Genomic DNA, 15,151 nt, shown 5'->3' with positions numbered 1-15,151 from the left:
CTCCTAGAAAACTCTAAAACATTAATCACAAAATTTTTATGAAAATTAGAACAGATTCGACCGCCGATGAAGCCAGAATAGAGTTAATTCCCTTAATTGACGTGGTGTTTTGTATTCTCACGTTCTTTATTTTGGCGTCTCTACAATTAACTCGTCAACAGGCGATTAATGTGGATTTACCCAAGGCGAGTACGGGGGAAACCCAAATGCAAAAAATGTTAATTGTGGGAATTGACACCGCCGGACAAACCTATATTGAACAACAACCTGTTAATCAAGATCAATTAGACCGATCATTATTACGATTTCGACGTTGGAATCCTAGTGGATTAATCGTACTCTATGCTCCGAAAGAAGCCCGTTATAATGATGTGGTTCAGGTTTTAGACCGTTTGCGGGCTATTGGTGGAGAACGGGTCGCTCTGGCTACATTACCCAGTTCTCAGGAAATCAAACTGCCAACAAATCCTTTAAATCCCACGGTAACGCCCCCGGGTAATCTCACCCCTCCTTTTGCCCCTACAGCACCAAATTCAGGGGATATGCTGCCTCCGATTTCTCCCCTACCCCCAACTTTACCTAACCTTCCCAACAATTCTCCGGTTCAGGATAGTCCGGTATCAACTCCTTCAATTCCCCAGGCGGACAATGCTAATCCCTTTGCCCCTCAAATTCCTCCTTCTGGCAATAATATTCCCTCCGATGGGCAGGGACAGAGAAGCTTTTAATGGAGGAACGGAGTTTGTTTAAATCCTCCTGAGCAAACTAAATTGAGAATTAATTTTTATAGCAATGAGCAGGTTAGTGTTGACAACTTCTTTGTGTTTTTGTGGTTAAATTAGACTTTACCGTTGTCAACATACCAGAGCTAACTGCTATAATTTTAAATTCTCAATAATTTGCTCTCTAATTTCTGAATTTAGACGCCTGATTAAGTTGAGCTAAAGCCTGATTTAACTGTTGGGAAATAGCCTCTTGGTTAGGGTTTAATTCCAGGGCTTGACGATAATAATTCACCGCATCTTCGAGATCGGTACGAGCATCTTTTTCTAGGGGTTGAACATGGGAACGCTGTTCCAGAGCATCCCCTAGATGTCCATATACCACATCAGATAAGCTCACCTCTAAAGCCCGACGATAGGCCAAAATTGCATCATCCCAGCGTTGGAGTTGAGCCAGGGCAAACCCTAGGTGATCTTGACCTTCTAGGGAATGGGGTTCTAAATCTACGGATTTCCGGTAAGCGGTGGCCGCCTGTTCCCAACGCCCGAGGGTGGAGAGAGCATCCCCTAAGTGTTGATAAATAATCGCTGAAGTTGGTGCAAGATCTAAGGCTTTCTTGTAAGCGGCGATCGCATTTTCCCAGTCATGAACCAGGGATAGGGTATGTCCCAAGAAATGATAATAAATGGCGGATTTTGGGTCATGTTCGGTGGCTTTGCGGTAGTAGGCGATCGCTTCTTTATATTGACCTTGATCTCGGAAAATCATCCCTAATTGATAATAACTCCAAGCGGATTTAGGGTTAATCTGAATCACATTTTGGTAAGAGGCGATCGCTTCCTTAATTTGATTATTTGCCTTTAACGCTTCGGCTAACTGTTGATGGAGTTCTCCATTATGGGGAGTTGCCGTCACCGCTTTGTGTAAATAGGCTATGCCCTCGCGTCCCTGTCCCTGTTGAGCAAAGGCATCCCACAGATATTGATAACAGGCAGTGGCCTCAGGTTCGAGTTCAATGGCTTTTTCCAGGGAACTAATGGCTTGGGCAAACTGTCCCTGTTGGCAGAGTAGTTTCCCCAGACTCTGCTGAAACTCATAAAAATCAGGATTGAGTTCCACCGCCCGACGATAGGCCTCCGTTGCTTCGGGGAGTCTACCCTGTTGCTCTAGGAGCTCCCCCAGGTTATAGTAAGACCAAGCGGAATTGGGGTTGAGTTCGCAGGCTTTTTGGTAGCTGGCGATCGCTTCCTCCACCTGACCCAGTTGAGTTAGGGTGTCCCCCAAGTTGTGGTGATACAAGGAGAAGTTAGGCTTTTCGGTGATAGCTTGGCGGTATGCAGCTATGGATTCCTGAAGCTGGCCTGATTGCTTCTGTTTATTGGCTTGGTCAAAATGACTCATAGATACTTGCAAAGTAACTTTTAATAAGGTATTCATCTTAGTGTAATAGATAATCTTTAGTAAGTTTTTCAGCAAAATTAGAAAAGGGATAAAAAAATGGGATTAGGAAATTGCCAAAATCTGATGAGTCTCCTCCAAAAGGAATATAACATTGAAACCTTTATTGAAACCGGAACCTTTCAAGGTGGTACAGCAGTTTGGGCATCTAATCTGTTTAAAAATGTATTCACTATTGAATTATGCCAACAGTTCTATGAAAGCACATCAAAAAATTATGAACATATTCAAAACATCCAATTTCTCTACGGTCACACCACAGAACATTTAAAAGCTATTGTTCCTCAATTGCAAGGATCAGCTTTGTTTTGGTTGGATGCCCATTGGTCAGGGGGAATTACAGCAGGACAAGAAGAAGAATGTCCTATACTTGAAGAATTGCAAATCATCAAAGCCTCAGAATGGGAACACTTCATATTAATTGATGATGCACGGATGTTTTTATCACCTCCTCATGCTCCCCATCAATTAGACCAATGGCCAGCTATTCATGAAGTCATCGAAGAACTACTTACGTTTAAACGTCAATACGTTATCGTTATCGAAGATGCGATTATTTCAGTTCCAGAAAGGGCAAAATCGGTATTAGGCAGCTATTGTCAAAACGGAATTACAAAAGTTTGGGAAGAATATGCTCGTTCTTTTCATACGTTGGGTTATCCTATCTCTTTTGAAAACCCCCAACCCACCCCAGTAGTTCAGACAGCAATAGCACCGAAAGCTGAACCCGATAACCCTCAATTTGAGGGAAGTGGAGAAGCTCAAGTGATCAGAAGATTTGTTACCCCAGGTTCAGTTGTTCTTGATGTGGGGGCTAATTTAGGGGATTGGACAAAAGCAGTTTTAAGCATTTGCCCCGATGCAGAAATTCATTTATTTGAACCGATTCCAGTCGTTTACAAAGACTTAATTAAAAACTTAGGGGAAAAATTCTCAACAGCCCAAATCATCCCTAATAGTTTTGCCATTGGGAATCAAGCAGGAGCACAAACATTTTATCACTATCGAACCCAATCTGTATTGAGTACATTTCATCGACGCTTAGAAGTTGAAAAAACTGGAACTCTACAACAGCCCCAGGAAATTCAAGTGCTGAAAAATACTGTAGATAACTACTGTATTCAACAAAATTTAGAGAGAATTAATTTCCTAAAAATTGAGGTAGAAGGCGGAGAATTAGATGTTTTAAAAGGGGCAGAAACCTACTTAAAGAAGGGGAAAATAGACTATATTCAGTTTGAATATGGAGGCACTTATTTAGATGCTAAAATAACTTTAAAAGAGACATTTGAATATTTGCATAAATTTCGGTATGCGCTGTTTAAAATTCAGGCAAACAGCTTGGAATATAAGCCAGTCTTTGAACCCTCGGATGAAAACTATGAGTATAGTAATTATTTGGCAGTAAATGAGCGCTTTCGCGCGAATGTATTAGGTGAACCCCTAGGGCTATTAGATGTTCCTGAACTGTGTCGCCAACATTCCATTACACCCAGAGGTATTATTCACGTTGGAGCGCATGAAGGCTCAGAAGTCGAATACTATTTAGCGATGGGAGCGCAAAGGGTACTATTTATTGAAGCTAACCCCACTGTATTTGAACGTTTACAAACCAATATTGCTCAATATCCAAATGTGCAGGCGGTTAACTATGCGATTAGTCATGAAAATGGGACTGTTACCTTGCGAGTGACTTCTTTTGATCAAAGTAGTTCAATTCTCCCTTTAAAGCACCATTTAGATATTTATCCGACCATTCAAGAAACAGAACAAGTAATTGTTCCGTCCCGAACCTTGGATACCCTATTACAAGAATTAGGACTGAATCCTGCTGATTTTAATATTCTCAATATTGATATTCAAGGAGCAGAACTTTTAGCGTTACAAGGTGCAACCAACTGGCTGCAATATGTGGAGGCGATTAATACAGAAGTTAACTATAAAGAATTATATGAAGGCTGTGCATTGATTGATGATTTAGATGAATTTTTAGATCAGTATGGCTTGCAACGGGTGGCAACTACAACACCCCATCCATTCTGGGGGGATGCTTTTTATGTGAAGAAGCCACTCGTTACGATGTCAATTTTGAGTCGCGCTCGCTTTGGAAATCAAATATTTCTCTATGCAGCGTTGAAAATTCATCAAAAAGAACATGATATTCATGTCGAAACAACACCTTGGCTGGGTCAATATTTATTGGGTCATCATGATCCTCTCATTTCCAAAGATTTACCTATAGAATTAGACTCAGGACTTTCAATTCTTAATACTAAAGAACCCTTTAAAAATGTAGAATTTGGCGGGCCAACTTATCAAGTACATACCCAATATTATGCCCCCTATAAAGACTTTTTCCGTTCTTTATTTAAACCAATCCCTACAATTGAAGCAAAACTGAAAGAAGCACTCCAACGTTTGCAGGAACGTGGGAAAACGATTGTTGGCTTACATTTGCGACGAGGAGATTATAGAGAACCTTATGCAGATTTTATGTTTTATGCGCCCAATTCTTGCTATAGAAATTGGTTAAGAGGGTTGTGGGAAACTTTAGAATCTCCTGTATTATTTATTGCTAGTGATGATTTGGAATCCATACTGGAAGATTTTGCAGATTATCATCCGGTTACCACAAAAGATTTAGGGATTGAACTACCAGAGGCTAGTTTTTATCCTGACTTTTATCTATTAAGTCACTGTGATGTATTAGCAACCTCCAATAGTACGTTCTCTTTCACCGCAGCAATGCTAAATGAACGGTGTAAATTTTTCTTCCGTCCTCATTTATCCAGTCAAAAACTAATTCCTTTTGATCCTTGGGATAGTGAACCTTTATTGTGGCAGGGAAGAGGGACTTGGGTTGAGAGTGAAGAATTAGACAACAAGACAGGTCAAAACCCAGTTGGAATGGTTAACATTTCTGCCGTGGAATCCTTTCTTCCCGATGCAAATCTCCTTTGGGGATCTCATGTTGATTTACCGACTATTGGGATTCAAGACAACAATGATGAAATTTTCTTGAAGGGTTGGGTGATAGGCAAAGAATCTTCTGCTGTAGCCATAGAACTGATTTTTCAAGGAGAAGTGGTTCATCGGACTGCTGTTAATCGAGAGCGGATGGATGTTACTCATGCTTTCTCTACTTTTCCTTCAGCAGAAACAGCAGGTTATTCAACAGCAGTTAAATTAAAAAAATTTCCTATAGGTTTTACGGAAGTTACTATTCAGGCAGTATTTTCTAATAACAACAGATTGCCAATTGGAGTAATTAAATTAGAAAGAATTTCTGAAGTTGCTCAAACTTCGGAGCCGCAAAACTTGTATCAGCCAGAACCTAATTTAACACAAGTTCATCAACTTAAAAGTCAGTTAGAAATATCTTCAAAAAACCTGTCTCAATTATATAAAGAACGATGGAAACTTAAACGGCTTTTGGGATTCAATCAAAAGTCTGCTGTTAGCCGAAAAACTACATCTAAACTGAAATGGTTTTTTGCTATTAATGCTGAAAGTCCAGGCTTTAATAGCTACAGTCAAATGCTCAAGGTGGCTGTGCAAACTGCTCAAAGGAACACCAGTTTGGAACCTTTTTGTATTTATGATGGCTCCGAAAACGATGTAACAAAATGGCTCAAACAGAATGGAGTGACTGTCATTCATCACAGAAGCCCTCATTATGAACAATTCAAACGAGAGTTTCCGGGTTGTTACACCGTAGCGGCGGGAGCATTTTTAAGGGTGGAAATTCCCAAAATCGTAGAAATGTATGGAATGTCGGATGAGTATGTTTTATACACCGACTGCGATGTGATCTTTCAAAATGATTTTGTGGACACATTAAAGGGATTAACTTGCAAATATATTGCCGCTGCACCAGAACACGAACCTGATAACTGGAGTTACTTCAATAGTGGGGTACTCTACATGAATATTAAAAATCTGCTCAATATTCATGAAGAATTTAATGATTTCATCAAGAATAATTTAGATGAAATTATGAAGTATGCTTATGACCAAGGAGCCTACAACTTTTTCTTTAAAGAGCGATGGGAAAAACTGGATATTGGTTTGAACTGGAAGTCCTATTGGCCTTTGAATTCTAATGCGTCTATTATTCATTTTCATGGCCCTAAACCTAATCAAACTCATGAAATTATTAATGGGACTGCACCAGCAGGAGTAATGTTATTTGTCAATGATTCATATTGGCAAAATACTGAAGTCTGGCAAGACCACTATGAAGAACTTAAACATCAAGAATTTGTAGGTTTTATGGGTTCCTTTTTGAAGGAGGGGGACTTAGTATTTGATGTGGGTGCTAATCTTGGACAAACAACGGATCTATATTTAGCTTGTGGTGCAAATGTTGTGTGTTTTGATCCCCAACCTTATTGCGTTGAAAATTTGCAGCAGAAATACAAAGAGAATCCCCATGTGATGATTCACAATCAAGGTTTAGCAGACCATTTTGGTGAAATGCCACTCTCAATATGCAGTCAAACCCACGTACTATCAACATTTTCTGACAAATGGAAAACAGGCCGATTTTCAGGATTTAGTTGGGATCAAAGCATTCCCGTTGAAGTCACTACATTAGATGCAATGATTGAGCAATGGGGATGCCCTAAATTTTGCCAAATCGATGTAGAAGGATTTGAATATCAAGTCTTAAAAGGGTTATCCCGTCCCATACCTTATCTATCATTTGAGTTTACACAAGAATTTTTAGATGAGGCTAAGAAGTGTATTAAGTATCTCGAATTGTTAGGATACCAACAGTTTAATTGGACTCAAGGATCCGTTCAAAAGCTGGTTTTTTCTGAGTGGCATAGTGCAGATTCAATTTTAAAAGTAATTGAATCTAATACAGAAGAATCTTTATGGGGATTTATCTATGCGCGATGTGAAATATCTTCTGAGGTTGAACTGGAAGACACTCAAGTTTCTAGTCCTGTTAACTCAGCAGACTTCGCCCAACTCAAGAATCAACTAGAATACCAACAAAAAGAATTACAACAACTCCAACAGGAATTAGCAACGGCTAAATCTGAATTGCATACAACAAAAGAAGAATTCGAGCGATCGCAATCTCAATTCGATGAAGTTCTAGCAGAATTAGAAGAAGCTCACTGGCAACTTCATCAACGCCAATTATCTCAAACCGATACATCTGTTTCAGTTCAATAGCTCAGAATAAAGCCCAAAACCGTCTTCGCTATAAATTAAGCTCGGACGGTTTTTTATTTTTATGATCCAAATTTGCTAAGGTTGTGGTTTGGGATAATGACTAGAAGGATCTAAAATATCATCTAATGTAATATCCCATCTAAATTTATCATAATTCACTTCTCTAACTTTCTTAGCTAAAATAGCAACCCCTCCAAAACCTGGCTGGGTTGCCAGTAATTCTTGGGGTGAATTAACCTGATCTAAATGAAGGCGTAAAGGCGCAAAAAGACCGGATTTGATAATTTCAAATCCTAAAGCTGGAGAAAATAGTACCCTTAAACCTTCATCGGAAAAACGCCAAAAGTCCCAAGGTTTTTCATGGATAGGCCAAGCAAAATGACTACTATGATAAGTAATACTACCAACTTCAAGGAGTTTACTAATTTCTCTAGCAACGATCCAAGGCATGGCTAAATGTTCAAAGACAGAGATAGAAAAAATTGCATCAAACTTTTGATTTCCGAAGTATTGAGAAAGTTTATGAGCATCTCCAACAACATCCGTATTAGAGTCTGGATAATAGTCAAACCCAGTATAAGATTTAGAACCCGGAAATAAAGGTCGCTTGCTGGCACTCCCAGGAGAAACAATGCGTGAACCAATTTCTAAAGCATTAAGATGATTTTGGTTAACTAAATTAATAAAATCATTAAATAAACTACTGGCATCAATATAGTCTATGGGAGGCTGGGGCAACGATCCATCAAAAACCAGTGTTTTTTGATAAGTTTCACCTTGACTGTGAGTATTAAACGTGACTTGATGTTGGCTTAAACGTGGGAGATGAACTACAAAACCACAATTCTGAGTTTGATACTGGGGATAAATAGCAGTTACATCAGGACGAGGATACCATGCAGTAATCGGGACACTATTACCCCCGACAAAAATTTCTACTTTGTCTAATCTCCCTTTTTTAGAAATCAGCCAGCCTCTAATTGTAATAGAGTAGTCATTTGACCAAGATTCATCCACTGCCAAGATTATTTTTTCATCTTCTAAAATCATCAACTTTTTCCTTTATATTTTTAATTAAGGTTGGGGATAATGGCTATTCTGATCTAAGAGATCTTCTATTGTGACATTCCACTTGAAATTATCGTAATTTACGGGTTTAACTTTTCTAGCTAAAATTGAAACATGAGTAAAAACAGGAAAACTTGGTAAACGTTCAAGATTAGCACTTAACTGATCACTATACAAACGGACGGGTTCATGAAAAGCAGATTGAATGACTTCAAATCCCAAAGCAGGTGAAAACAAAATCTTCAGACCCGCATCACAATACCGCCAAAAATCCCAAGGAAGCTCGTGACTGGGAAAAGCAAAATGGGTTTGATGAAATGTTATACCCCCTACTTTAAGTAGTTTACTAATCTCTAATGCTACAACCCAAGGCATGGCTAAGTGTTCAAATACAGCCAGGGAAAATATAGCCCCAAATTGTTTATTTTCAAAGTATTTAGATAACTGGTGTGCATCCCCTACCACATCTGTATTACTATCTGGATAATAATCAAATCCTGTATAGGAAGATGCTCCTGGGAAAAAAATTCTTTGGCTATTAGTTCCAGAAACCACCATGCGCGATCCAATTTCTAAAACTTTTAAGTGATTTTTATTAACACGTTCAATAAACTCATTGTAAAGACCAGAGCCATCGGGGAAAATGGTAGGATCGGGTGGTTGAGGTAATGACCCATCAAAGAAAACAGTTTTATTAAAAGTTTTACCTTGACCTTCAGCATTAAATGTAACCTGATGTTTTGCAATCCGAGGAAAATGAACAACAAAACCACAATTTTTTGTGTAATATAGGGGATATACTGCTTCGACATCTGGACGAGGATGCCAGGAGGTTATGAGAACACTATTACCCCCGACAGAAATTTCTACTTTGTCTAAAGCACCTTTTTTTGAAGTAATCCACCCTCTTAAACCAATTGCATGATCATCCGACCAAGATTCATCTACTGATAAAATTAAGTTTTCGTCTTCTACCAACATATCCCCATTCCTTGTATTTAAGTTTCACGAATCTACGAGATCAGAATTAATTAAAGGATTTATATATCTGTATTTAATCCTGCACTTTAATACTAAAGTTTTGACAAACTCTTGTCAAGTGAGGACTATAACAAGGATCATTATCAATATACTTTTGCCAACGTCCTTCAATAATTTTTGATTCTCGGTTTAGACGTTCTTTCTTTTCCGGTGTATCTTCATAACCTCGACTTTTAGATTCATGATGATAAAGGATAACATGAGGTAAGTACAAATTACGATAACCTTTATCTAGCATCTTTAAACACAAATCCACATCATTATAAGCCACCGTCAACTGTTCATCAAAACCCCCTATTTGTTCAAATACTTCTCGCCGACACATCAAACAAGCTCCTGTAACCGCAGAGACATTATTAAACCCCACAACATTACCAAAATATCCAGGGATATTAGAAGACATCCCATAATATCCATGACCAGCAACGCCCCCTAATCCCATGACAACGCCAGCGTGTTGAATCGTATTATCTGTGAATAATAATAACGCTCCTACCGCACCAATTTGAGGACGTTGAACTTGTTCTACCATCGCATTCATCCAGTCAGGATTGAGCACTTCGGTATCATTATTTAAGAATAGCAGATAATCTCCCGTTGCTTGACTGACTCCGTAATTATTAATGGTGGAGAAGTTGAAGGGAATATCTAAACGATAACATTTAAACCGTGAGGGTTCTTGATCACTCCACTTAGAAAATACTTTAAATGTATAGTCTTGAACACTGCCATTGTCAATGACAATTACTTCATAGTTAGGGTAGGTTGTTTGAGTAAAAATAGACTCTAAACATCGGTCTAATACTTCCCCTAAATCTCTTGTTGGAATAATGATGCTAACTTTTTTATAATGAGTGATTTCATACCGGACTAAATGATGTCCTAAAAACCCTGGAACTCCTGTTACTATTCCTGTTTCTCCTCGTCTATCTATAGCATCCTGAATCGCTTTTTCTGACGCTTCATAAGCATAGGGTTTAGCTTCGCTTCCCCCTGCGGTGGAACCAGAGTGCATTCGCCAGTGATATAAAATTTTGGGAATATGGGCAATTTTTTGAGTTTTTTCGGTAAATCTCAAGACTAAATCATAATCTTGAGCACCTTCATAACCGATTCTGAAACCTCCAATTTCTTCTATAATAGAACGTCGGTAAGTTCCTAAATGGCAGGTATACATCCGAGATAAAAATGATTCAGGACACCATTCGGGTTTGAAGTAAGGATTAATTAAGTTGCCATTGGGACTGATTTTATCTTCGTCGGAATAAATCATATCTAAATCGGGATTCCGATTCAATAATAAAGCCACCTCATACAACCCATCGGGAGTTATCAAATCATCATGATCCAATAAGGTAATAAATTCCCCTGTTGCTAATTCTAATGCTGAATTAGAGGATGCAGAAATATGACCATTTTCTGTTCGATAAATGACTTTAATTCGGGAATCTTTGGCTTGATATTCTTCTAAAACTTTCTTAACATGGGGAGAGGGAGAAGCATCATCAGCAATACAAAATTCCCAGTGGGGATAAATTTGATTAATCACAGATTCTATGGCTTCTCGGAGAAATTCTTCTGGGGTATTATAAACAGGCATAATCACGCTGAATACGGGTTTATACCTGAATAATTCCATCGTTTCTGCCATTTTTCTTAAATCTGCTGCTCTGGGAAAGTTCTTTTCTCGCCAGAGTTTGTACATATAATCTTCAACTAAAATATGCTCTAAAAGTGCTGTTTTTAAGCCGTTGAAATCAATTCCTAATGCGGGATCAAGTTCGGATGCTCGTCGATAATGATGTAGAGAATCTTCTATTTTACCTTGTTTAGCAAGTGCTGTTGCTAAGTTACAATGTGACCAACCAAAATGGGGGTTAATTTCTAAGCATTTGCGGTAAGTTGCGATCGCTTCTTCTGCATTACCTTGTTTTTCTAAAGTATCACCTAAATTATGATAAGACCAGTAAAAACCAGGATTGAATTCAATCGCTTTTTTATAAGATAAAACCGCTTGTTCAAATTTCTTTTGGCGTTGTCGAATATCCCCTAAATTGTGATAGGAACCAAAAAAATCAGGGTTTAACTCAATCGCTTTTTGATAGGTTTTTGCTGCTTCTTCTAACTTACCAATTTTTTCTAAAGGTTCTCCTAGACGATGATAAATATCCGATGAATTTGGGTTAATTTCTAAGGCTTTCTGGTAAATCGCGATCGCATCTTCAAACTCACTCATCCTGACAAATGCTTCTCCCAACTTTAGTAATAGTTCAAAGTCTCGGGGGTCAGCATCTTTAACTTTTTTATAATAAATCAGAGCTTGTTCACGCTGATTTTTATTCCATAATAAATTAGCGTATTTCCAACATAAATCTAGGTTATCTGGCTGGGATTTTAATAACGTTTGATAAGCTTCAATATCATCACCATTAAGTTCTATCGTTTTTTGATAATATTGATTTGCTTTTTGTAAATCGCCTGGGGTTCCTCGGTGTTTTAAAGCATCGGCTAACCGAGGATAAATATTGGTTAAATTAGGGTTCAATTCTAATACTTTGGAATAGGAAGCGATCGCAGCGTCCCATCGTTCTAATTTAGCTAAAACCTCCGCAAAACTCTGATGACATTCGGCTGAATCAGGATTTAATACAATTGCTTGGGAATAAGCAGAAACTGCATTTTCCCATTGATTGAGTTGAGCAAAAACATTACCTAAACCGTGATGAAATATCGCTGCATTAGGTTTAATTTGAATAGCTTGGGAATAGGCATCAATGGCTTGATTTAACTGTTGACAATGACAATAAACATCTCCCAGTGCATGATAGATTTCTGGTGATTTAGGATTAAATTCTACAGCTTCTAACAATATCTTTAAGGCATCTTCAAACAAACCTTTTTGAACTAATATTTTACCTAATATTCCATAAGCATCTCCTAAATTGGGATTGAGATCAATCGCTTTTCGACAAGAATCTATGGCCTCATCCAGTTGACCCCTTTGGGCTAAGGCTTCTCCTAAATATTGATAAGCGATCGCATCTTCTGAATTAAGTTCCAGAGCTTTCTGATAGCAACTAATTGCTTGTTCTAATTCACCTTGTTTAAATAGGGCTTTCCCTAAACTATTATAAAATTCAGTTACATTAGGATTAATAGCGATCGCACATTTTAACGCCTTAATTGTATCTGGTAAATTTCCCAATTTTAATAAAACTTCTGCTAATTGATAATGTGACCAAGCTGAATCATTATTTAATTCAATAGCACGCTGAAAAGCTTGCATTGCCTCTGATAGTTGATTATTTTCTGCTAACACTTCCCCTAAATTATGGTAAACCCAATGAAAATCAGGGCTTAATTGTGCGACTCTACGATAAGCAATAATAGCAGCTTGCAATTGACCCGATTGTTTCAGTTGATTGGCTTCTTCAAGTAAATTCGTAGCTGTTTTGAAGTTGTTGGATTTAGATAGCATTTTTGATTTTTCCTGAATTTAACTGAGTCATGATGTTGTTGCGCTTTAGCGCTCTGGGTAGGGGCGATTACTCCTTTGTGTATGCGAGGTCATTATCAACACCTACTTATCTGTAAAAAAATGACGGCGTATATAGTTGATTAACTGTTAACTTTCAACTCTTACACTAATTACTGATTGGTGCGTGCGAAAAGCTCTTACGCACCCTAAATTTAAGGGTTAATCTTTAGTTTTACTTTTGCAAATTTAGCATAAGTTCCCTCTTTTAGAACAGCTTGGAATAACAATTCTGTTTGTTCAGACAAATTTCTGAGTTCAATTGTTTCGCAAAATCCACAAAACTCTGAATTTAGGTTTTCAGGATGTAGTAAACCAACATCAGGACGGGGAAAGTTAGCTGGAATTTCCTTTATTAACTGGCCATGATTCCCAATAATTTGAACTGCGGTTATTTTCTCCTGCTGTCCGAGTACCCAACCTTTAAAATTAATTTCGCTAATTCCCCAATAAGTTTTAATTTCAGGTTTATCTATCGCACAATCCTGTAACACTATATCATCAAATTCTATAAAATTACCAAAAATTTCTACTTCAGCAAATTGCCTTAAACTATAATCAGATGCGGATAACGTTAAATTATGATTATAGCAAGGATCGTGATCAACATAGCGTTGCCATCTTTGCCGAGTAATTGTCACTTCCTGCATAAATCGTTCTAGCTTATCTGGTGTTGTATCATAACCCCGACTCTTGGATTCATCATGATATAAAACAACGTGGGGTAAATAAATATTCCGATAGCCCTGTTCAACTATTTTTAAGCAGAAATCAACATCATTATAAGCCACGGCTAACTGTTCATCAAACCCTCCCACCTGTGTAAATATTTCTCGCCGACACATCAAACAAGCTGCCGTCACCGCCGAATAATTACTAATAGAAATAATTTGACCATAATATCCGGGGTCTGTTTCCGATGCCATCCGGTGACTATGGGCGGCAAAATGACCAATTCCCACCACAACACCAGCGTGTTGAACGATTTTATCAGGATAACGCAATAACGCACCCACCGCACCAATAGAAGGCCGTTGTGCCTGTTCTACCATGGCATTAATCCAATCAGGATAAATCACTTCGGTATCATTATTTAAGAATAGCAAATAATCCCCGGTGGCTTTACTAACGGCGTAGTTATTAATCTGAGAAAAATTGAAAGGAATATCTAAAGAACAATATCTAAACCGATTCGGTTCTTTTTCTTGCCATTTTTCTAAAATTTCCTGGGTTTGGACTTCCGTACTTCCGTTATCAATGACAATCACTTCATAATCAGGATAGATACTTAGGGTAAAGATAGATTCCAAACAGCGATTTAAGATTTTTCCTAAGTCTTTAGTCGGAATAATAATACTAACCCGTTTGTAATCTAAAATTTTATAGCGAACTTGATAATGTCCTAAATACAGCGGCACATCTTTAACAATTCCGGGTTCTCCCCTGCGGTTAATTGCATCTTGTAACGCCCGTTTAGCGGCTTCATAAGCATAGGGTTTCGCCTCAGTACCTCCGGCGGCAGAACTATTATGAATCCGCCAATGATAGAGGATTTTAGGAATATGAAAAATCTTATCGGTTTTTTCGGTAAATCTCAAGACTAAATCATAATCTTGACTGCCTTCATATCCAGTTCTAAATCCTCCAATTTGATTAATAATTTCCCGGCGATAAACTCCAAAATGACAGGTATACATCCGAGACAAAAAGGAATCAGGACACCAATCAGGTTTAAAGAAATGACCCGTTAATTCTCCCTTTTCATTCAGTTTATCCTCATCGGAATAAATCATATCCGCGACGGGATTTTGATTCAATAAACTCACGACTTCATATAAAGCATCGGGAGTTAAGACATCATCATGATCTAATAAACCGATAAATTCTCCCGTTGCTAACTCTAAAGCAGAATTAGAAGTGACGGAAATATGACCATTTTGGGTTCTAAAAACCACTTTAATCCGGCTATCTTTCTGTTGATATGCTTCTAATATGGGTTTGATATGGGAAGCAGTTGAAGCATCATCCGCAATACACAATTCCCAATTAGAATAAACCTGATCTAACACCGATTGAATCGCTTCATGTAGAAACGTTTCAGGGGTGTTATAAACAGGCATGATAATACTAATCAGGGGT

The 15,151-nt window shown here is 38.1% G+C and carries 7 protein-coding genes; 2 read left to right on the top strand and 5 right to left on the bottom strand.

From position 1 onward, the window contains the following. Positions 1-38: 38 nt before the first annotated feature. Entirely contained in the window at positions 39-728 is a 690-nt protein-coding gene (locus AC2D3N_RS17160) for an ExbD/TolR family protein (protein ID WP_484691599.1), read from the top strand. 178 nt (positions 729-906) lie between these two features. Here AC2D3N_RS17160 and AC2D3N_RS17155 read toward each other — a convergent pair whose 3' ends face one another. Further along, entirely contained in the window at positions 907-2,160 is a 1,254-nt protein-coding gene (locus AC2D3N_RS17155) for a tetratricopeptide repeat protein (RefSeq protein ID WP_484691598.1), read from the bottom strand. Between the two features lie 60 nt (positions 2,161-2,220). Between AC2D3N_RS17155 and AC2D3N_RS17150 the strand changes: the two genes are divergently transcribed. After that, positions 2,221-7,368, top strand: a complete 5,148-nt coding sequence (locus tag AC2D3N_RS17150) for an FkbM family methyltransferase (RefSeq protein WP_484691597.1) — start codon at positions 2,221-2,223, stop codon at positions 7,366-7,368. Positions 7,369-7,443: 75 nt separating this feature from the next. Here AC2D3N_RS17150 and AC2D3N_RS17145 read toward each other — a convergent pair whose 3' ends face one another. The 4 genes from AC2D3N_RS17145 to AC2D3N_RS17130 all read right to left on the bottom strand — a co-directional run bounded on the left by AC2D3N_RS17145 (position 7,444) and on the right by AC2D3N_RS17130 (position 15,132). Beyond that, complete coding sequence (locus AC2D3N_RS17145; RefSeq protein ID WP_484691596.1) at positions 7,444-8,418, bottom strand: methyltransferase domain-containing protein; 975 nt, start codon at positions 8,416-8,418, stop codon at positions 7,444-7,446. Positions 8,419-8,442: 24 nt separating this feature from the next. Continuing rightward, positions 8,443-9,417: a methyltransferase domain-containing protein gene (locus tag AC2D3N_RS17140; RefSeq protein ID WP_484691595.1), complete on the bottom strand. Its 975-nt coding sequence runs from the start codon at positions 9,415-9,417 to the stop codon at positions 8,443-8,445. A gap of 73 nt (positions 9,418-9,490) precedes the next feature. Further along, complete coding sequence (locus tag AC2D3N_RS17135; protein WP_484691594.1) at positions 9,491-12,955, bottom strand: tetratricopeptide repeat protein; 3,465 nt, start codon at positions 12,953-12,955, stop codon at positions 9,491-9,493. A gap of 212 nt (positions 12,956-13,167) precedes the next feature. After that, positions 13,168-15,132 (bottom strand): glycosyltransferase family 2 protein, encoded by a 1,965-nt coding sequence (locus AC2D3N_RS17130; RefSeq protein WP_484691593.1) that lies wholly within the window; start codon positions 15,130-15,132, stop codon positions 13,168-13,170. Positions 15,133-15,151: the final 19 nt, after the last annotated feature.

This window comes from Planktothrix sp. PLAVEN19ND (genome assembly GCF_057220675.1).
This window is presented reverse-complemented; position numbering and strand designations above follow the sequence as displayed.

Excerpts from the sequence above, each read along its gene's own strand:
- AC2D3N_RS17160 (WP_484691599.1), top strand. The coding sequence starts at position 39 with ATGAAAATTAGAACAGATTCGACCGCCGATGAAGCCAGAATAGAGTTA.
- AC2D3N_RS17155 (WP_484691598.1), bottom strand. The coding sequence starts at position 2,160 with ATGAATACCTTATTAAAAGTTACTTTGCAAGTATCTATGAGTCATTTT.
- AC2D3N_RS17150 (WP_484691597.1), top strand. The coding sequence starts at position 2,221 with ATGGGATTAGGAAATTGCCAAAATCTGATGAGTCTCCTCCAAAAGGAA.
- AC2D3N_RS17145 (WP_484691596.1), bottom strand. The coding sequence starts at position 8,418 with ATGATTTTAGAAGATGAAAAAATAATCTTGGCAGTGGATGAATCTTGG.
- AC2D3N_RS17140 (WP_484691595.1), bottom strand. The coding sequence starts at position 9,417 with ATGTTGGTAGAAGACGAAAACTTAATTTTATCAGTAGATGAATCTTGG.
- AC2D3N_RS17135 (WP_484691594.1), bottom strand. The coding sequence starts at position 12,955 with ATGCTATCTAAATCCAACAACTTCAAAACAGCTACGAATTTACTTGAA.
- AC2D3N_RS17130 (WP_484691593.1), bottom strand. The coding sequence starts at position 15,132 with ATGCCTGTTTATAACACCCCTGAAACGTTTCTACATGAAGCGATTCAA.